The following is an 18,893-nucleotide window of genomic DNA, read 5'->3' on the forward strand; positions in this document are numbered from 1 at the left end:
TTCCAATTGCTAACATTCAAAATGAAAGCAAAATTAATTGTACATGAAGGATAATTGATATTCTATATTTTTAAGAGAAAACTATGCATTTTTTTCGAGCAATTCATTGGCCACAAGATTAAATAATGAGCGATCAGACTTTTCTGAAGACAATGAGCTTTTTACTCGATTTAAATGGGAAATCATTTTCGTAGGTTGCTCTGGGTCATTGTGGAAAAGATCAACATAACGGGTCAATTCATGAGCATTGCAATCATACTGTAAAAACTCGGGGATAATCATTTTATTCGCTAAGAGATTGCACAGACCAAAAAATTTGACTTTGATAAATCTCATCGCCAGCACATAGGAAAGAAAGGACGATCTGTAAATAATACACATCGGTTTTTCTAATAAAGCACACTCAAGAGAGGCAGTTCCAGAAGCGACGATAACAAAATTTGCAGCAGCCATGCAGTGTACTGCTTGGCCTTGTACAAAGCTAATAGGTAAACTTAGCTTAGAAAAATAATTTTTGATTTTTTCTGGATTAATCGTATCTGCAATGGGAATTACAAAATGTAAATTGGGATAACGTTGCTGCAAAATTAGAGCGGTGTCACGCAACACTGGCATATGATATTTTATTTCGTTAGCACGACTTCCGGGAAGAAGAGCAAAAATGTTTGCCTCCGGAGGAAGACCCAATGCTTTGCGTTGTGATTGGAGATCATCAACAGATGTTATTTTTTCTACTAAAGGATGACCTACAAAACTCACTGGAACTTGAGCTTTCTCATATATAATTTTTTCAAAAGGCAAAATGACTGCCATTTGATCAATGCATTTTTTGATAAGATGAATACGATTCGCTTTCCACGCCCAAATTTGGGGGCTGATGTAGTATAGAATTTTAATCCCTAATTTCTGCTTTGCATACTTTGCTAGTCTTAAATTAAAGCCCGGATAATCTACTAAAATAAGTAGGTCAGGCTTTTGCTGATTTAAATGTTTTTTAATTGCCGAAAATGCCTTGCGGATTACATTTAGATTGCGAATAACAGCAGTAAGTCCTGTGACACCAAAGCGAGCTAAGTCAGTAATTATTTGCGCTCCAGCTTCTTGCATGTGTTTGCCACCAATTCCACTGATTTCGATATTAGAATAAGCGGCTTTTAATTGACGAATCAAAACTGATGCATGAACATCGCCAGATTCCTCACCTGCTATAATGACAACGTGTTTAGAGTTTTGCATGATGTTCAATTAAGCTATTCTGGATAAGCGAAGTTATTGTTTCTGCAACATCAAGTGCATGGAGACCATCTTCACCTGTTACAAGTGGAGTACTGTTTTCTTGGATGCATTTGACGAATGATTTTATTTCTTCAAATAATGCATCACCTTGCTCATACTCTTTTTCTTCTCGGACAATATCAGGAATTCCAGGAAACATTTCCCCAGTCCCTTTTTTAAATACAGCAAGCTTTTTGCTCTGATAGTCAATTGAAAGATAGGAGTTTTTTTGAAATATTCGTGCCTTGCGCTCTGTTTTAAAGCTAACTCGACTGGCTGTAAGATTAGCCACGCAGCCATTGGCAAATGTAATTCGAGCATTGGCTATATCAATAGCATTGGTAAGTATAGGCGTACCTTGAGCAAGAATCGAAGTAATTGGGCTTTTAACCATATTTTGAATTAAATCAATGTCGTGGATCATGACATCAAGAATCACATTAACGTCAGCGCCGCGTGGTTTGAATGGAGCTAAACGTTCTGATTCAATAAATAAAGGTGTTTCTAAATATTCATCCAAAGCTAACCGCGCCGAATTAAAACGCTCAAGATGTCCAACTTGTATTTTTACTTGGTGTTTTTGGGCAAGTTGAATTAATTCTTTTGCTTGGGCTACTGTTTCAGTAATTGGTTTTTCAATTAAAACATGGATGCCTTGTTCTAAAAAAGCTTTGGCAATTTCAAAATGTTTGTTGGTTGTTGCTGCGATACTCACGGCATCAACTTTATCGAATAAGTCATGGTAGTCATTATAGCCAGGAACATGTAAGTCCTGCGATGCTGTTTCTAGTACACTTTGATTCAGATCGCAAACCCCAATGAGTTCTGCATTTGGAATAAGTTGATATTTTTGTGCATGAAATTTGCCTAAATAACCTACACCGATGACTGCACAGCGGATTTTACTCATTATCTTCATCTGTCAATTATTTGTGCGCATGATCGCATTTCTTGGATGATAAATCAATTTTAAAAGAGTATTATTAGCGAACGTTGATGCCCTATGGCTATACTGATTAAAGAAAGAGAAGAATATTATGCTTATAGCTGGCGTAGATGAAGTGGGACGTGGTCCTTTGGCAGGTGCAGTTGTAACTGCAGCAGTTATTTTAAAAGCTCCTATAGAGGGTCTTGCAGACTCGAAAAAATTGAGCGCAAAGAAACGTGAATTATTATCCGAGCGAATAAAGGAGCAGGCTATTGCTTATGCATATGGCAGGGCAGAGGTAGATGAAATTGATATCTTAAATATCCATCATGCAACTTTGCTAGCGATGCAACGCGCAGTTGAAGCGTTACCAATCAAACCAGATCGAGTGTTAGTTGATGGTATATATATGCCAAAACTGAGTATTCCTTGTAATGCGATTGTACAAGGTGACAATTTAATTCCTGAAATCAGTGCCGCTTCAATTCTTGCTAAAGTGTTACGAGACGCAGAAATGGTAGCCTTTGATGCACTTTATCCTGGGTATGGGTTTGCAGATCATAAAGGATATGCGACAGCTGCTCATCGAGAAGCATTAAGTCGACTTGGGCCTTGTGCCATTCATCGGCGAAGTTATGAGCGAGTGGCAGAATTTTTTTAATTTAAACAATATAGTCTAGACACAGCGCAGGAGAACACGGATGTTTTAGTGCAGCATATTATCAGGTTCCGCTACACCATCCTACAAAAACAGACCCGACACACTCAAATTACAATCAATTTAAGCTATTAAATAAAATTTTATGTGAACTAATGGACATCAAGATCCCAAAGCTCGCTAAAAAGGTAACCATTGCTGTGCCTCCGTAGCTGACCAAAGGCAAAGGAATGCCAACAACCGGAATAATTCCCATAACCATCCCAATATTGACAAAGCCTGACATAAAAAATGACATGGCCAGGCTTGCAGCTAAGAGGCGGGTATATGTCGTTTGGGCATTAGATGCGATGTTCAGGCTTCTTAGAGAAGTCAGAACAATAAGGGCAATAATGGCAAAGCCACCTGCGAAACCAAACTCTTCACTTGTGACTGCAAAGATAAAGTCCGTAGCATGTTCAGGTAAGAAATTAAGATGAGATTGGCTCCCTTGTAACCAACCTTTTCCAGCAAGCCCACCTGATCCAATGGCAATCTTGGATTGGATAATATGATACCCAGCTCCAAGCGGGTCTTGTTCTGGATCAAGCAGCATATAGACACGTTGTTTTTGATAATCATGCATGACATGCCAGACCACTGGAATGGCAGAGCCTATTAGGAGCACAAGCAACAAAATAACTTTAAACCTTATTCCAGCTAAAAATACAACACATAGTCCTGCAGCAGACACCATAATTGCAGTCCCTAAATCGGGTTGTTTTGCAATAAGCAGCGCAGGTACGCAGATAATGAGCCCTGCAACAGTTAGCGATTTAAAACTGCTGGGGCGAGCTTGTCGATCAAAATACCATGCAGCCATCATAGGAACAGCCAGTTTCATGATTTCAGAGGGTTGAAAGCGAAATAAACCCAATTCAAGCCAGCGTTGCGCACCTTTCCCGATTTTGCCCATGAGCATCACAGCAAGCAATAAAGTCAGTCCTACGCTATATATCCACGGAGTCCATATTTTATATTTATGAGGAGGAATAAAACCAAGCACAATCATAATGAGTGATGCAAAAATGAGTCTCATTGATTGGCGTAAGATCATACTTGTATTCGCATTGGAGGCGCTGTATAAGATCAAAAGACCAAAGCTTATCAATAAAAGTAGTAATCCCAATAAGGGAAAATCCAAATGTAGCGATTTTGTAGTAAACCGATAAACGGGTTTAGTGTGTCGTCTGTTCATGAGTTTTCATCGGATAAAGTTGATAGTATGTATCGAGCACTTTACGTGCAACAGTGGAAGCAGCAACATCATTCTCTACAACAACTGCAAGTGCGATTTCAGGGTTTTCAACCGGAGTAAATGCAATGAATAATGAGTTGTCCCGTAATGCTTCGGGGATGTCTTCATATTTAACTTTTTCATATTGTCTTCCACTAAATACTTGTGCTGTACCAGTCTTTCCAGCAACAGGGTAAGGAGGGTTGCGTCCGAATCGATATCCTGTTCCCTCATTACTGGTTAAAACGTTGTGCATTGCATCTGCAACAATATCCCAGTTTGCTTCATCTCTAAGGTAAATTGGATATTCCTCAACCGGCTTATATTGTTTTATCTCACCACTATCACTGTTTACAGTTTTCGTTAACAAATGAGGCCTAAACCGCTGTCCATGTTGGCTTAACGAAGCAGTCGCATTTGCCATTTGTAATGGTGTAGCAAGCATAAAACCTTGTCCTATAGAGGTAATTAAGGTATCACCAGGATACCAAGAAACACCCTTAGTTTGTTTTTTCCATCGTAAGCTCGGTACAATACCTGCAGCTTCTTCATAAAGATCGATATGGCTTAAATGGCCCAAACCAAATTTTACAAGCATATCTTCAATATTGGAAATACCCATTTTATTTCCCAGTTGATAAAAATAAGTATCACAGGAAACAGTGATTGCTCTTTTAAAGTTAATCATTCCATGACCTGTTTTTTTCCAATCTCTATAGATGTGGCTGGCGGTAGGAAGTTTATATCGGCCTGGATCATAAATAGTTGTTGCAGTAGTGATAAACCCTTTATCTAAGCCTGCTAAACCAACAAATGGTTTAATTGTCGATGCAGGAGGATATACACCACGTACCGCACGATTAAATAACGGTCTTTGTAAGGTATTTGACAATTTTTTGTATTCTTTAGTACTGACACCACCGACAAAAATATTGGGATCAAAACTTGGAGAACTCGCCATGGCCAAAATTTCACCATTTTTAGAGTTAATCACGACAGCTGCGCCTCGTTTGTCTTTGAGTGCTTCATAAGCCGCTTGTTGAAGTCTGACATCAATACTTAAATAAAGTTTTGCCCCTGAATGCGGATTAATTTTATCAACAACCCTTAGAGTGCGTCCACTGACATCGGTTTCTACCATTTGGTATCCCACCTTACCATGAAGGACATCCTCGTAATATTTTTCAACACCTGCCTTGCCAATAAAGTTCGTGGCACGATAATTGGTTGGATCTACTGCCCTTAATTCCTCAACATTGATTCGACCAACATAACCCAGAACATGAGCTGTTATCTCACCTAAGGGATAATGGCGCATCAAACGAGCTTTAATACTAACACCAGGAAAATGATATTGATTGATGGCAAAAAGCGCCACTTCCTCTTGAGTTAATTTTAATTTAACTGGTATGGGTACAAAAGAGCGGTTTTGCTTTCGTGTACGTTTGAAATTTTTAATATCTTCTTCTGTAATCGAAGGAATTAATTTATGTAATTCAGTTAGTGTTTGCTCCATGCTTTTAACATGTTCAGGGATAATTTCCAATACGTAAACAGGGATGTTTTCCGCAAGCAAAATACCGTTCCTATCGAGAATTACTCCTCTTGGTGGAGCAATAGGAATAATACTCATTTGATTTTTTAAAGATAGAGTTTGATATTTTTTAAATTCGGAAATTTGCAAAAATGCCAGTCTTAAAACAAGGATTAAAGATAAAATAATAAGGAAAGCTACCAGCAGATTAATTCTAAAAAGTTGATGCTGGGATTCTGACCGGTAATTTTTAAAAGATTGATTTCGACTCATTGACGCACAGTCAGTTAAGCTGGACTTAAAAACCTGCATAGTAACTTAAAATTAGATTGTTTACTATAGCTTTGTCACATCGTTACATTACTTATGATATGGATGATTGTTAATAATAGACCAGGCTCTATATAAGGTTTCCAGTAAAATAATACGTACTAATGGATGAGGAAGGGTAAGCTTGGATAAAGACCAGCGCTCGTCACATAGTTTAATGATTTCTTGAGATAGCCCTTCAGGCCCCCCGATTATAAAGCAGAGATGACTGTGTATTTGTTGTAGTTGAGATATCTTAAGTGCCATCTCCTCACTGCTAAACGCTTTACCTTCAATATCAAGAGCAATAATTCGCGCGTTATTGGGTAAAGCATCCCTGATTAGCGCAGATTCCTTGTCTAATATTCGTAATAAGTCTGACGATTTACCGCGGCGAAGCAATGGTATTTCAATGAGTTTGAGTTGTATACCATCATTCAATCGTTTGGCATATTCATTAGACCCCTGGTTAACCCAGTCGGGCATTTTATTACCTAAAGTAATGATGGTAATTTTTAACATAACTATTTAATAAAAGTATTTAATCTTTGGGTGTTTCTTCCCACAGACCTTCCAGATTATAATATTGCCTGTATTCAGGCTGCATGACGTGAATGATAAAGTCGCTAAAGTCAATAAGAACCCAATCACCTGTTTCCAGCCCTGTGCAATTCATGGCAGGAGAGCCAGCAGATTTCATATCTTCCATTATTTTTTGTGCAATTGCTTTAACATGCCGAGAAGAACGGCCTGAAGTAATAATCATATAATCAGTAATTGCAGTTTGTTTTCGAACATCAATTACTTTAACATCAATAGCCTGATTGTCATCAAGCAATTGTAACAGTTTAGTTAACATTGGATTTTGATCTGACATAAATTAGCTAATCATTTATAAAACGCGCTGAATGATAACAGTATTTTCCCTATATAAAAAGGGCTGGGATGAACGTATCCAACTTAATTGCAGGAAAAATCCCTGACTAATAAGAAAAATCCTGGTTAATCATCATATTATTTTTTTATTTGTTTGAATTAAAGCTCGAGGATCCACTATTTGGGATAGATGAAACAAAATGGATGCTAAATTCCATTTTGTTTCAATTCCAATGATGGTGAATCGCTTAAATGCGTATGAGTTAATAAGAATTTGATTACTGCAAATAAGACCAGGCAGCATAAGGCAGCAATAAATAGTATTCCTAATTGTTGGGTGAATGCTGCAGCATAAAGAGTTTTTAATACTACAATATTTGTTTCGCCGGATGGAATCGCAGCTAATGAAGCCAGTTTGCCTGATAAAAATCCGCCGATTCCCAGAGAAACGAAAAAGATACCCATCAGGGTGCTCACTTTGTTTTTGTCTGCTAGAAGTGTAATTGCAGATAATCCAACAGGAGACAAAAGGAGTTCAGCCAATGAAAACATTAAATAAGCAGGAATGATTAAAAGAGGTGTAAGTAAGGCATTTTTATCAGTCAAGTTGCTGGCTAAGGCAATAACAGCATAAGCTGCTGTGGTAATAAATATGGCAAGCAGAAATTTTCTTCCAATACTTAACCCACGTTCCACTAAATTGAGTTTAGGGTTTCTCTGCGCCAGAAAGTAACCAATAATCAGCATTCCTATACTTTGAATTGTTACATAATATGGCGCAGGGAAATGAATACCACAAAATGTTGGCTCAACAACTCGCGAAATAAATAGAGTTAATGACATAAACATTTGAAAATAGAAAGACCAGAATACTACTGAAATGATACACAATAAACCAATTACAAGAGTTTGACGGGATTGATTGGCATCTTCTTTGCTGACTGAATATAGGATATAAGCCACTGAGAATAATACAACAAGTCCAAATATAAGATTGGCTAATTGAGGTGAATTTAAAATATAAAATGATAAAGACCATAGGAATATCATTAAGAGAATAGCTATAGCAATTTTTTTATATTGAAAAACATAAGGATTGTAGTCTTTAATATTGTATTTTTTGATGCCATGTAAAAAAACGAGGAAGGCTATGATCATACCAATTGCTGCACTGGTGAAAGAGGCTACCCATCCAAAATACTCGTTTAAAATACTTGGTAATGTAGTCCCTAAAATAATACCTGTAGTAATTCCCATATAAAAAATAGTAAAACCACTCTCACGACGAGCAGAGCCCGTAAGATATTCATTACCCAAAAGGGATGAAATGTTTGGCTTCAATAGTCCGGTCCCTACGGCAATTGCTGCAAGACATGCTGTAAGTACAGTAGTATTATCGACTAATGATAAAATGCAATAGCTCACAAAGAGTACTACCGCACCGAGTAGAACAGCGCGTTTTTGTCCTATTAATTTATCTGCAATCCATCCTCCTACTACAGGGGAAAGGTAGGTCAATGCAGTAAAAGAGCCAACTAATGCATAAACTTGCTTATCGGGCCATTTGAAATGCAAAGCTAAATAAAGTGCCAAAAGAGATTGAACTACATAAAAACCATATCGTTCCCACATCTCAGTTGCAAAAAAAATACGGAGTGACTTTGGGTGTTTTTCAGAGTTGGTGTGCACTTTATTTAGATACGTGAATTGAGAGTAGCCCAATTATAACATAGTATTATGAGGGTTCATAGACAATGTGTTCTCTTGAAGGTCACTTTGAGCAGCAATTAGTAATTATAGTAATCAAAGTGAATAATTATTATGAGCGATCATCAGCGAAGCTTGTAAAGATTTATCTAAAATATTCCATGACTAAAATTGATATCTATGCTCTGAAATAGCTCTGGTGTATGATGCTCCTATTTTATTTTCGCTATGGAGCGTTTCTTAATGGAAGACTATAAAACAAATCGAATAATTAGAGCAGATCGTGGAAATGAAAAACAAGCTAAAAGCTGGCTAACTGAAGCGGCGCTTCGCATGCTGTGCAATAACCTTGACCCAGATGTGGCAGAAGACCCAGATTCTCTTATTGTTTATGGAGGTTTAGGGAAGGCCGCTCGTAATTGGGAGTGTTTTAACAAAATAGTCGATGTTCTCAAGACATTAAATGAACAACAAACTCTGTTAATTCAATCAGGTAAACCTGTTGGTGTGTTTACCACTCATGAGGATGCGCCTCGAGTTCTTATCGCCAATTCTAATTTAGTCCCGCGCTGGGCTACTTGGGAGTATTTTAATGAATTGGATAAAAAAGGCTTGATGATGTATGGGCAGATGACTGCAGGAAGCTGGATTTATATTGGTTCGCAAGGCATTGTACAAGGAACTTATGAAACTTTTGTTGCAGCTGCCCGTAAACACTACGCTGGAAGTTTAGAGGGACGTTGGATTTTAACAGGTGGTTTAGGTGGAATGGGGGGAGCACAAACTTTAGCTGGCACTATGGCTGGAGCTAGTGTGTTAGCCGTGGAGTGTGATCTATCAAGAATAGAAAAGCGTATTAAAACAAAATACTTAGATCGATATACAACAGACTTGGATGAAGCTTTGGCATGGATAAATGAGTCGTGTCAAAACAAAAGTCCATTATCTGTTGCTGTTTTAGGAAATGCTGCAGAAATTTTCCCTCAGTTGGTTCAGCGAGGTGCTTTACCAGCTTTAGTTACTGACCAAACGAGTGCCCATGATCCTTTAAATGGATATCTTCCTGCTGGATGGACCTTAGAGAAGGCTGCAAAATTGCGTAAAACTGCACCGGATGAAGTGGTCACTGCAGCAAAACAGTCTATGGCCGTACAGGTTCATGCGATGCTGGAATTTCAAAAAATAGGCATTCCTGTTTTTGACTATGGGAATAATATAAGACAAATGGCTTTTGAAGCGGGAGAAAAAAGTGCTTTTGAATTCGAAGGTTTTGTTCCTGCTTACATCCGGCCTTTATTTTGCGAAGGAATAGGCCCTTTTAGATGGGTTGCCTTATCAGGAGATCCTGAAGATATTTATACCACTGATGAAATGGTTAAAAAATTAATTCCAGATAACAAGCATCTTCATAATTGGTTGGATATGGCGAGGAAAAAAATTGCGTTCCAGGGATTGCCGGCACGTATATGTTGGGTTGGGTTAAAAGATCGTGCTCGTTTAGCATTGGCTTTTAATGAAATGGTTCGTAATGGAGAAGTTAAAGCACCTATTGTAATAGGACGGGATCATTTAGACTCTGGTTCAGTAGCAAGCCCTAATCGTGAAACTGAAGGGATGATTGATGGCAGTGACGCTGTATCTGATTGGCCTTTACTCAACGCTTTATTAAATTGTGCGAGTGGTGCAACTTGGGTTAGCATCCATCATGGTGGTGGAGTAGGTATGGGATTTTCACAACATGCTGGAGTTGTGATTGTAGCGGATGGCACAGATAAAGCTGCAAAACGTTTGGCAAAAGTACTCCATAATGACCCGGCGACTGGAGTTATGCGTCATGCGGATGCAGGGTATGAACTTGCAAAAAAATGCGCTAAAGAAAACTCACTTTGGCTGCCTATGGAATCTTAGAGCTCGATTTGTTCGGACTTTTGTCCAGAAAATTTGTGATCCTAGTCGTGATCTCATGTTGGGTCAAATGGACCCAATAATATTTTAAGGAGGTAAATTAATGCAGGAACCTTTTATTCTTCAACCTGGCGAGTTGAACTTGCAGTCAATCAAATTTATTTTAAATCAGCAATTACATTGTGTTCTTGCTAAAGAGGCATTTGAGAGGATTCATGCATCGCATCAAACGGTTAAAAAAGTAATTCTTGATAAAAAAACTGTATATGGAATTAATACGGGTTTTGGATCATTGGCAAATCAAACGATTTCAGAAGAAAATCTGAAACAGTTACAGCGAAATATAGTCCTTTCCCACGCTTGTGGAACAGGTGAGCTGTTGTCTGATGAAATTGTTGCCTTAATATTACTGTTGAAGATAAATAATTTGGCTCAAGGGTATTCTGGAGTTCGTCTGGAGCTGATTGAAGCACTAATCTCTTTATTCAATCACAAAATTTATCCCTGTATTCCATCTAAAGGCTCTGTAGGTGCTTCTGGTGATTTAGCCCCATTGGCTCACATGTCTTTACCTTTATTAGGCGTAGGTGATGTACGTCATCAAGGAAAAGTAATCAGTGCTATCGAGGGATTGAAAATCGCGGGTTTAAAGCCTATTGAATTGGAAGCGAAAGAAGGACTCGCTCTTTTAAACGGATTACAAGCTTCTACAGCTATCGCTTTAAATGCCTTGTTTATTACAGAAACTTTGTTTGAAACCGCACTGGTTGCTGGTGCTTTATCAGTGGATGCGGCTAATGGCAGTGATGTGCCATTTGATGAACGGATTCAAAAAGTGCGAGGCCATGAGGCACAGCAAAATGTAGCAGCATGTTATAGAGAATTATTAGCTGGAAGCGAGATCCGCGAGGCTCATCGCTATTGCGCTCGCGTCCAAGATCCCTACTCATTAAGATGCCAGCCCCAAATTATGGGTGCGATATTGCATCAAATTCGATTCGTAAGAATGACTCTAGACGTTGAAATCAATGCTGTTTCTGATAATCCACTTGTTTTTCATGAACAAAAGCAAATTATTTCAGGGGGGAATTTCCATGGGGAGATAGTTGCTATGGCTGCTGATAATCTTGCTTTGGCTGTGGCGGAGATAGGAGCAGGCGCTGAACGACGCATTGCGCTGCTCATTGATAAAAACTTTAGCGGTTTACCTGCTTTTCTCATTAAAGAAAGCGGTTTAAATTCAGGATTTATGATTGCTCATGTTACTGCAGCGGCTTGTGCTAGTGAGAATAAGGCTCTTGCTCATCCACACTCAGTTGATAGTCTTCCAACTTCAGCAAATCAAGAAGATCATGTATCTATGGCAACCAGTGCTGCCCGAAGATTAAAAGAGATGAATGATAATACAGCAACTATTTTAGCTATTGAGTTATTAGCTGCGGGACAGGGAATTGAGTTTCATAAACCACTAAAATCATCGACATTATTAGAAAAATTTTATCAACGCATACGTTCCGATGTAGCGGCTTATGATACGGATCGCTTTTTTGCACCTGATATAGCCATAATCAAGCAAAAGATTTTCGATGAGGAATTTACCACTCCATTTTTCCATTTGTGGAATATAAATTAGGGATGAACGTGAGTATAGAAATTTATACCGATGGGGCATGTAAAGGAAATCCAGGACCTGGCGGTTGGGGAGTGTTGCTTCGTTATAAGGGACAGGAAAAAACTTTATATGGAGGAGAAGCACATACTACGAACAATCGCATGGAACTTATGGCTGCTATTAAAGGTCTGGAAGCTTTAAAACGTCCGTGTACTGTTGATTTATATACTGACTCCCAATATTTGAGACAAGGTATGATGGATTGGTTAGCCAACTGGAAATCAAATGGTTGGCGTAACTCCAAAAAGGAGCCTGTGAAGAATTCAGATCTATGGATGTTGCTAGATGAGTTGGCTTCGCGCCATAAAATAAATTGGCATTGGGTAAAAGGGCATTCTGGTCATGTGGAAAATGATTTGGTTGATGCTTTAGCAAACCAAGCAATCGAAGAGTTAAGTGAGTAAATAATGCGGCAGATTGTTTTAGATACAGAGACTACGGGTATAGGGCATGAGCATGGACATCGTGTCATTGAAATAGGCTGTGTCGAATTAGTTGATAGAAAATTAACCGGCAAACATTTCCATGTCTATCTCAATCCGGAACGTCAGGTTGATGAGGGAGCTTTTCGTGTCCATGGGATTAGTGATGAATTTCTCAAGGATAAACCTTTATTTGCAGAAAAGGCTGATGAGTTTTGGCAGTTTATTATTGGCGCTGAATTAATAATTCATAATGCTCCCTTTGATGTGGGATTTTTGAATTCTGAACTGAGGCTAATTAAATGGAATAAGCAGTTAGAGGATTTTTGTACTATTATCGATACGCTTGTTTTGGCTCGTGATAAATATCCTGGGCAACGAAATAGTTTGGATGCCTTATGTAAACGATATGGTATCGATCACTTTAATCGTGAGCTCCACGGTGCTTTGCTTGATGCCGAGATCCTGGCATATGTTTATTTAGCTATGACAGGTGGCCAAACAAGCTTTTTCACAGAAGTTGAAGAAACATCAAGTCAAGCTAAAGTAAAGGACCAAGAAGTTTCTGCACTTCACTTGGCAAATCCTATCGTTTTGCCAGCAGGTAGTGAAGAATTGGAATTGCATCAAGCTTTTGTTGATTTTTTGGACGAAAAGTCAGGTATTAATCATTGGAGTAAGAATTAACTTCAGGAATATTAATCCTGTTTTGAACCTTATTTTATATATACATACTGTGTATTTTACGGGATACATAAAAGGCATTTCTCGCCTTTTATGTTGACTTACAATATTTAACTTCTTAGTTTTTGGGAATTAAGTGTTTTATTGCAAAATCTTTGCCTATACACTCGCCAAGAGCTTTTCCCCAAACTCCCGCGTTGTCGGTATTAATTTTATCTGGAATATTAGCGTAAAGCTCTTGTTGACATTTACTGACACTATCGGGAATCTTAGTTACACATTGGTCATAAGTCATTTTGATATCATCAAGACGCTTTTTTAGTTGAGGGTCATTCTGAAATCCCTTGCAAATGAGATCAGGTAATAATGGTGTAACTGATTTTAGCCAGCTGTCTTTTGATATATTAATTGTGCTATTAGAAGTGTCTGTAGAACTACCAGTAGAGCTGCTGGTAGAGCTGGCAGTCTTATCTTCAGCACTAGTATTGAAAGAAATCAATGTACATCCCAAAAAAATGGAGGAGGCTACAAGCAAATGTTTAGTCATGATGGAGTCACCTTATTAACATCCTTTCATTAATAGTAGGACAAATATTCTTTATTTGCGTAAAAATAATTTATTTTGATCAAATATTAAACTAAAATATAGGAGACGATGGATAAATAATTAGGAATTATTATGGAAAAACAAAGTTCTATTTTATCATTGGTATATTCTTTATTCATTCTTTTATCCTTTTTTCTTTTTTCTTCTCCAACTTTAGCAAACACTTTTGTCTTCAATCCCAATACGCTGACATGGAAGGCTATTGATTCAAATGGAAAAGTTGTTCGCACTGGAAAAGGTTCTGGAGGTAAACGATATTGTGCTGATATACATAGAGGATGTAAAACTCCAAGCGGTGTTTTTACGATTTGGAGTAAGGGAGGACCTGGGTGCAAATCTAGTCGTTATCCAGTAGGTAAGGGTGGTTCGCCTATGCCATATTGTATGTTTTTCTCAAAATATTATGCGATACATGGTTCTTATGATGTGCCGAATTATAATGCAAGCCATGGTTGTGTGCGAGTACGCCCTGGAGATGCTAAATGGTTAAGCAAGAATTTTATAAGAATAGGAACTAAGGTGATTATTAAACCCTATTGATCTTCTATACTGAGGTGCAGCGAAGCAGTAATACCAGTTTCTGTTTCGCTGCATCAAAATACTAATGTGATTTATTTTAGTAATCATCCTCATCATCAATACTAAACGATGAGCCGCATCCGCAAGTGGTTTTTGCATTTGGATTACGAATCACAAATTGTTCGCCTTGTATACCTTGGACATAATCAATTTCAGCTTGATGCAAGTATTGATAACTCATTGAATCAACCAGAAGTTTTACTGAAAATATACCATCTGAACATTGCTGAATAACTACGGTATCATCCTCATTGATTTCTTCATCAAAACTGAATCCATACTGAAATCCAGAGCAACCTCCACCTGTAATTGAGACCCGTAGGTTTAAGTTTAAATTATCTTCCTCTTTTATTAGCTCAGCCACCTTGTCTGCTGCATTAACAGTAAAGTGAATGTCGCTGGTACTGGTAGAGGGGGATATATCAATAGCAGCCATTTTAACTCCCGTTGTATAATACAAGTATAATGTATTTATCTAATAATTTGTTCAATAGTTGCTCCACCTAGACATTGGTTTTTATCATAAAAAACTACATATTGTCCTGGAGTAACTGCTCTTTGTGGATTTGAAAACATTACATAATGTTGATTTTCATTCTGAGGTGATATAATACAGCCTTGTTCCGCTTGTCTGTATCTTGTTTTAGCATAGCAGGTAAGCGGTAAATTATCCTTGTAATCAGCTAGCCAATGGATTGGACCACAAATTAGACCTTGTGCATAGAGCATTGGATGTTGACTACCTTGGGCTACATATAAAGTATTGGTAGCAACTTCTTTATCGACTACATACCACGGATCATCGGTTGAATTTTGTAAGCCTCCGATACCTAATCCTTGTCTTTGGCCCAAAGTGTAAAACATTAATCCATCATGTTTGCCTAGAACTGTACCATCGGTGCTTTTTATCTCTCCTGGTCGTGCCAAGATGAATTCTTGTAAAAAAGATTTAAAGCGCTTTTCACCAATAAAACAAATGCCTGTCGAATCTTTCTTGGCTTGTGTCACCAAGCCAAGCTTCCTAGCAAACTCTCTAATTTCAGGTTTTGTATAATCACCAACTGGAAACAGGGTTTTTGCCAAAGCTTTGGGATCTACGGCGTGAAGAAAATAGGTTTGATCTTTATCACGATCTTTTGCTTTAAATAAAAGCCCAATGTCTCCTTCTGTTTTATTTTTAGCGTAATGTCCTGTCGCAATATAGTCAGCGCCAAGGTTCAACGCATGATTTAAAAAAGCATTAAATTTGATCTCCTTATTGCACAATACATCAGGATTAGGTGTTCTTCCTTTTTCATATTCACTTAAAAAATGAGTGAAAACTTTTTGCCAATACTCTTCAGAAAAATTAACCGCATGGAGAGGAATATGTAATTGATTGCATACAGCTTGCGCATCTGCAAGATCTTGCGCTGCAGGGCAGAATCCATCTTTATCATCTTGTTCCCAGTTTTTCATGAACAAGCCTTCTACTTCATAGCCTCTCTCTTGTAACAACCATGCTGCAACAGAGGAGTCAACACCACCAGACATTCCAACAATAACTTTAGCTTTCATAAAATTAAGATACCGCTTAATATTTCATTTTATCAGAACTGTAGCTTTAGAATGTGTAAAATGTATCATCCTAAGCTGTTGCTCTATATGTAGAGCCTGTTTACAATTCTATTCTATTGACTAAAATGCTGCAGCATTTTGACTCAAGACAGCGAATTGTAAACAAACCATGGAACTTATTAAAAAATATAACTCTTTAGGATACGACAATAATGCTCTACTTACAAGAAATGGTTAAACAAAGCCAACAAACTATGACAGTAACACTTAGTGAGCGTTTACCCAATTTTATTACCACTATTTGTCAGTTGGATATTACGTATCATGTTGAAGCTAAGGAAGATTTTTACCTAATCCATCTTCATGTTAAGGGGGAGTTGCCTATTCGATGCCAGCGTTGTCTGGACGAATTTAAATTTCCATATGATAATATGACAGTAGTTGCTGTATGTCGTAATGATGAGAGAGCAGAACAGATATTGGAGTATTACGAGTGTATTGTTTCTGAAAATTTGCAAGTATGTTTGGAAGATATGCTAATTGATGAGTTACATCTCTACGCGCCACAATTTCATCCAAAAATTAATGATTGCAGCAGTGAAATAAATCAAATTTTAATGGGAAAAAATGAATTTTATTGAAATTTTATCTAATTAACACTAATATTCCCGCTTTATGAATGCAATTTGTTTAGGAGTAATACAATGGCCGTACAACAAAATAAAAAATCACGCTCACGTCGTGATATGCGTCGTTCGCATGATGCTTTAACCAAACCCACACTATCTGTTGATTCAACTACGGGTGAAACTCATCGTCGTCATCATATGACAGAGGATGGTTATTATCGTGGCAGAAAAGTGATTGATACTGGTAATGTTTACGAAGACGAAAAAGAGTAAGTTTCTTGAAAAATATCACCATTGCAATAGATGCGATGGGTGGGGATCATGGTTTAGGTGTTGTGATCCCTGCCTGCATTCGCGCGGCAAAAGATAATCCTGATTTGAAGCTCATTCTTGTTGGAGTGCACGACAAGATTCAAGCATTTCTAAAAAAGCAGGGGATGGCTTCTTCAAATCAATTTTCCATAGTTCATGCTTCTGAAGTGGTGGCTATGGATGAATTGCCTTCACATGCCTTGCGGAATAAAAAAGATTCTTCCATGCGTGTAGCCATTAATTTGGTGAAAGAGGGTATGGCACAGGCTTGTGTTAGCGCCGGAAATACCGGTGCCCTAATGGCTACAGCACGTTATGTTTTAAAGACCTTACCAGGAATCGATAGACCCGCAATTGTGTCCGAACTGCCGACTATGCGCGGTAGAACATGGGTAATTGATTTAGGTGCTAATGTCGACTCTTGTGCGGAGCATTTATTTCAATTCGCAGTTATGGGCTCTGCATTGGTTCAGGCAGTAGCTAATAAACCCAAACCGAAAATCGCCTTATTGAATATTGGCGTGGAAGAAATGAAGGGAAATGATCAAGTAAAGCGTACAGCACATATGCTTGCTGAATGCGAGGTTATGAATTACATAGGTTATGTAGAAGGTGATCATTTTTATACCGGAGAGGTAGACTTAGTAGTCTGTGACGGCTTTGTGGGTAATGTCGCTTTAAAAGCGAGCGAAGGTCTTGCAAAGCTTTTCGTGAATCTACTCATGGAGGCATTTAGTAGGAATTGGTATACCAAGCTTTCTGCTTTAATTGCTCGTCCAGCATTAAAGCATCTAAAGAAACGTTTTGATCCTTCTCGTTATAATGGTGCAAGTATGCTCGGTTTGAATGGCATAGTGGTAAAAAGCCATGGTGGTGCCAATGAGCTTGGGTTTCAACATGCTATTGAACAAGCAGTTCTTGAAGTTAAAAATAATGTAGTTGATTTAGTGCGTGTTCAAATAAATGATTTTATAAATCAGGGACTGCTGTTATGAAAAATGCTGTAATACGTGGGACTGGAAGTTATATTCCTGAAAAACAACTTACCAATCTTGAACTTGAATCAATGCTGGATACTAGTGATGAGTGGATCGTCACTCGTACTGGTATTAGTAGTCGTAGCATTGCACAACCTTATGAAACTACCTCGTATATGGCATCCAAAGCTGCTGAGCAAGCATTAAATGCTTCAGGTTTGGACGCTGATGAAATTGATTTAATATTGGTTGCTACATGTACTCCGGATCATTTTTTTCCTGGAGTAGCTTGCTATGTTCAACATGCTTTAAAAATTAAGCGACCTATACCTGCTTTTGATGTTGGTGCAGCATGCAGTGGCTTTGTTTACGTAATGGATATTGCGAAACAGTATATTGCTGCTGGCGCCGCAAAAAATATCCTTGTTATTGGTAGTGAAAGCATGTCTAGGGCTGTGGATTGGACTGATCGTTCAACCTGTGTTTTATTTGGTGATGGTGCCGGAGCAGTAGTTCTAAGTGCCAGTGACAGACAAGGTCTTATGGGTAGTGTGCTACACGCTTCTTATGATGCTGAAAAATTATTAAATCTTAGTAATGCAACATTTGATAATCAACGTGCTACGATTAGTATGCGTGGTAATGAGGTTTTTAAAATTGCTGTTAAAATTATGGGTGATGTTGTTGATGAAGTTTTAGAGGTGAGTCATTTAAAAAAATCTGATATTCAATGGCTAATTCCTCACCAAGCAAATATGCGTATTATCCAAGCCATTGCTAAAAAACTTGACCTTCCTATGTCGCAAGTGATCGTTACTATTGGTAGCCAGGGTAATACTTCGGCTGCATCTATTCCTCTGGCTCTAGACCATTCTATTCGAACCAATCAAATTAAGAGAGATGAGCTGTTATTGATTGAGTCCTTTGGTGGTGGAATGACTTGGGGAGCTATGGTAATTCGTTATTGATAATTTGCTAGAGTTAAC

20 protein-coding genes are annotated in these 18,893 nt (G+C 38.1%); 10 read left to right on the forward strand and 10 right to left on the reverse strand.

The window, feature by feature from the left end:
• Positions 1-81 precede the first annotated feature (81 nt).
• Positions 82-1,236, reverse strand: coding sequence for a lipid-A-disaccharide synthase (gene lpxB / locus Lpar_RS12340; RefSeq protein ID WP_058518208.1), 1,155 nt, complete (start codon positions 1,234-1,236; stop codon positions 82-84).
• Complete coding sequence (locus Lpar_RS12345; protein ID WP_058518209.1) at positions 1,223-2,185, reverse strand: Gfo/Idh/MocA family protein; 963 nt, start codon at positions 2,183-2,185, stop codon at positions 1,223-1,225. The genes lpxB and Lpar_RS12345 overlap by 14 nt, the downstream gene beginning before the upstream one ends.
• A gap of 127 nt (positions 2,186-2,312) precedes the next feature.
• Here Lpar_RS12345 and rnhB point away from each other — a divergent pair, with 127 nt between their 5' ends.
• Positions 2,313-2,864: a ribonuclease HII gene (gene rnhB, locus Lpar_RS12350; protein ID WP_058518210.1), complete on the forward strand. Its 552-nt coding sequence runs from the start codon at positions 2,313-2,315 to the stop codon at positions 2,862-2,864.
• A 115-nt stretch (positions 2,865-2,979) separates the two neighbouring features.
• On the opposite strand, the gene rodA is transcribed toward rnhB, so the two are convergent.
• From rodA to Lpar_RS12375, 5 genes are all read right to left on the reverse strand, one after another.
• Positions 2,980-4,098: a rod shape-determining protein RodA gene (gene rodA, locus Lpar_RS12355; RefSeq protein WP_058518211.1), complete on the reverse strand. Its 1,119-nt coding sequence runs from the start codon at positions 4,096-4,098 to the stop codon at positions 2,980-2,982.
• Complete coding sequence (mrdA, locus tag Lpar_RS12360; protein WP_058518212.1) at positions 4,079-5,944, reverse strand: penicillin-binding protein 2; 1,866 nt, start codon at positions 5,942-5,944, stop codon at positions 4,079-4,081. The genes rodA and mrdA overlap by 20 nt, the downstream gene beginning before the upstream one ends.
• An 87-nt stretch (positions 5,945-6,031) precedes the next feature.
• Positions 6,032-6,502: a 23S rRNA (pseudouridine(1915)-N(3))-methyltransferase RlmH gene (rlmH, locus tag Lpar_RS12365; protein ID WP_058518213.1), complete on the reverse strand. Its 471-nt coding sequence runs from the start codon at positions 6,500-6,502 to the stop codon at positions 6,032-6,034.
• A gap of 19 nt (positions 6,503-6,521) precedes the next feature.
• On the reverse strand, positions 6,522-6,857 hold the full coding sequence (gene rsfS, locus Lpar_RS12370; RefSeq protein ID WP_058518214.1) for a ribosome silencing factor: 336 nt from the start codon (positions 6,855-6,857) through the stop codon (positions 6,522-6,524).
• 206 nt (positions 6,858-7,063) lie between these two features.
• Positions 7,064-8,545 carry a peptide MFS transporter gene (locus tag Lpar_RS12375; protein ID WP_082650381.1) on the reverse strand — a complete coding sequence of 494 codons (1,482 nt, stop codon included), beginning with the start codon at positions 8,543-8,545 and terminating at the stop codon, positions 7,064-7,066.
• 261 nt (positions 8,546-8,806) lie between these two features.
• Between Lpar_RS12375 and hutU the strand changes: the two genes are divergently transcribed.
• The 4 genes from hutU to dnaQ all read left to right on the forward strand — a co-directional run bounded on the left by hutU (position 8,807) and on the right by dnaQ (position 13,249).
• The gene (hutU, locus tag Lpar_RS12380) at positions 8,807-10,471 is read left to right on the forward strand and encodes a urocanate hydratase (RefSeq protein ID WP_058518215.1); all 1,665 of its coding nucleotides are present in this window, start codon (positions 8,807-8,809) and stop codon (positions 10,469-10,471) included.
• A 100-nt stretch (positions 10,472-10,571) separates the two neighbouring features.
• On the forward strand, positions 10,572-12,101 hold the full coding sequence (gene hutH, locus Lpar_RS12385; RefSeq protein WP_058518216.1) for a histidine ammonia-lyase: 1,530 nt from the start codon (positions 10,572-10,574) through the stop codon (positions 12,099-12,101).
• Between the two features lie 8 nt (positions 12,102-12,109).
• Positions 12,110-12,544, forward strand: a complete 435-nt coding sequence (gene rnhA / locus Lpar_RS12390; protein WP_058519264.1) for a ribonuclease HI — start codon at positions 12,110-12,112, stop codon at positions 12,542-12,544.
• 3 nt (positions 12,545-12,547) lie between these two features.
• Positions 12,548-13,249, forward strand: a complete 702-nt coding sequence (gene dnaQ / locus Lpar_RS12395) for a DNA polymerase III subunit epsilon (protein WP_058518217.1) — start codon at positions 12,548-12,550, stop codon at positions 13,247-13,249.
• Positions 13,250-13,364: 115 nt separating this feature from the next.
• Here dnaQ and Lpar_RS12400 read toward each other — a convergent pair whose 3' ends face one another.
• Positions 13,365-13,793, reverse strand: coding sequence for a hypothetical protein (locus Lpar_RS12400; protein WP_058518218.1), 429 nt, complete (start codon positions 13,791-13,793; stop codon positions 13,365-13,367).
• 132 nt (positions 13,794-13,925) lie between these two features.
• On the opposite strand from Lpar_RS12400, the gene Lpar_RS12405 reads away from it, so the two are divergent.
• Positions 13,926-14,393 (forward strand): L,D-transpeptidase, encoded by a 468-nt coding sequence (locus tag Lpar_RS12405; protein ID WP_058518219.1) that lies wholly within the window; start codon positions 13,926-13,928, stop codon positions 14,391-14,393.
• Positions 14,394-14,469: 76 nt separating this feature from the next.
• Here the strand turns inward: Lpar_RS12405 and erpA are convergent, their stop codons facing one another.
• Entirely contained in the window at positions 14,470-14,868 is a 399-nt protein-coding gene (gene erpA / locus Lpar_RS12410; RefSeq protein WP_058518220.1) for an iron-sulfur cluster insertion protein ErpA, read from the reverse strand.
• A 35-nt stretch (positions 14,869-14,903) separates the two neighbouring features.
• On the reverse strand, positions 14,904-15,989 hold the full coding sequence (mnmA, locus tag Lpar_RS12415) for a tRNA 2-thiouridine(34) synthase MnmA (protein ID WP_058518221.1): 1,086 nt from the start codon (positions 15,987-15,989) through the stop codon (positions 14,904-14,906).
• 212 nt (positions 15,990-16,201) lie between these two features.
• Here mnmA and Lpar_RS12420 point away from each other — a divergent pair, with 212 nt between their 5' ends.
• The 4 genes from Lpar_RS12420 to Lpar_RS12435 all read left to right on the forward strand — a co-directional run bounded on the left by Lpar_RS12420 (position 16,202) and on the right by Lpar_RS12435 (position 18,875).
• The gene (locus tag Lpar_RS12420; RefSeq protein WP_058518222.1) at positions 16,202-16,630 is read left to right on the forward strand and encodes a YceD family protein; all 429 of its coding nucleotides are present in this window, start codon (positions 16,202-16,204) and stop codon (positions 16,628-16,630) included.
• 63 nt (positions 16,631-16,693) lie between these two features.
• Positions 16,694-16,891, forward strand: coding sequence for a 50S ribosomal protein L32 (gene rpmF / locus Lpar_RS12425; RefSeq protein WP_058518223.1), 198 nt, complete (start codon positions 16,694-16,696; stop codon positions 16,889-16,891).
• A 5-nt stretch (positions 16,892-16,896) separates the two neighbouring features.
• Positions 16,897-17,925, forward strand: coding sequence for a phosphate acyltransferase PlsX (gene plsX, locus Lpar_RS12430; protein WP_058518224.1), 1,029 nt, complete (start codon positions 16,897-16,899; stop codon positions 17,923-17,925).
• A complete protein-coding gene (locus tag Lpar_RS12435; protein ID WP_058518225.1) occupies positions 17,922-18,875 on the forward strand; it encodes a beta-ketoacyl-ACP synthase III in 954 nt (317 codons plus the stop codon). The genes plsX and Lpar_RS12435 overlap by 4 nt, the downstream gene beginning before the upstream one ends.
• The last annotated feature ends 18 nt before the right edge of the window (positions 18,876-18,893 follow it).

Source organism: Legionella parisiensis (assembly GCF_001467945.1).
GTDB lineage: Bacteria > Pseudomonadota > Gammaproteobacteria > Legionellales > Legionellaceae > Legionella > Legionella parisiensis.

What these genes read in the sequence shown, in the direction of transcription:
- hutH (WP_058518216.1), top strand. Translation starts at nt 10,572, where the DNA reads ATGCAGGAACCTTTTATTCTTCAACCTGGCGAGTTGAACTTGCAGTCA.
- Lpar_RS12435 (WP_058518225.1), top strand. Translation starts at nt 17,922, where the DNA reads ATGAAAAATGCTGTAATACGTGGGACTGGAAGTTATATTCCTGAAAAA.
- rpmF (WP_058518223.1), top strand. Translation starts at nt 16,694, where the DNA reads ATGGCCGTACAACAAAATAAAAAATCACGCTCACGTCGTGATATGCGT.
- rlmH (WP_058518213.1), bottom strand. Translation starts at nt 6,502, where the DNA reads ATGTTAAAAATTACCATCATTACTTTAGGTAATAAAATGCCCGACTGG.
- dnaQ (WP_058518217.1), top strand. Translation starts at nt 12,548, where the DNA reads ATGCGGCAGATTGTTTTAGATACAGAGACTACGGGTATAGGGCATGAG.
- rsfS (WP_058518214.1), bottom strand. Translation starts at nt 6,857, where the DNA reads ATGTCAGATCAAAATCCAATGTTAACTAAACTGTTACAATTGCTTGAT.
- hutU (WP_058518215.1), top strand. Translation starts at nt 8,807, where the DNA reads ATGGAAGACTATAAAACAAATCGAATAATTAGAGCAGATCGTGGAAAT.
- mnmA (WP_058518221.1), bottom strand. Translation starts at nt 15,989, where the DNA reads ATGAAAGCTAAAGTTATTGTTGGAATGTCTGGTGGTGTTGACTCCTCT.
- Lpar_RS12405 (WP_058518219.1), top strand. Translation starts at nt 13,926, where the DNA reads ATGGAAAAACAAAGTTCTATTTTATCATTGGTATATTCTTTATTCATT.
- Lpar_RS12345 (WP_058518209.1), bottom strand. Translation starts at nt 2,185, where the DNA reads ATGAGTAAAATCCGCTGTGCAGTCATCGGTGTAGGTTATTTAGGCAAA.
- rodA (WP_058518211.1), bottom strand. Translation starts at nt 4,098, where the DNA reads ATGAACAGACGACACACTAAACCCGTTTATCGGTTTACTACAAAATCG.
- mrdA (WP_058518212.1), bottom strand. Translation starts at nt 5,944, where the DNA reads ATGAGTCGAAATCAATCTTTTAAAAATTACCGGTCAGAATCCCAGCAT.
- rnhB (WP_058518210.1), top strand. Translation starts at nt 2,313, where the DNA reads ATGCTTATAGCTGGCGTAGATGAAGTGGGACGTGGTCCTTTGGCAGGT.
- erpA (WP_058518220.1), bottom strand. Translation starts at nt 14,868, where the DNA reads ATGGCTGCTATTGATATATCCCCCTCTACCAGTACCAGCGACATTCAC.
- Lpar_RS12420 (WP_058518222.1), top strand. Translation starts at nt 16,202, where the DNA reads ATGCTCTACTTACAAGAAATGGTTAAACAAAGCCAACAAACTATGACA.
- Lpar_RS12400 (WP_058518218.1), bottom strand. Translation starts at nt 13,793, where the DNA reads ATGACTAAACATTTGCTTGTAGCCTCCTCCATTTTTTTGGGATGTACA.
- lpxB (WP_058518208.1), bottom strand. Translation starts at nt 1,236, where the DNA reads ATGCAAAACTCTAAACACGTTGTCATTATAGCAGGTGAGGAATCTGGC.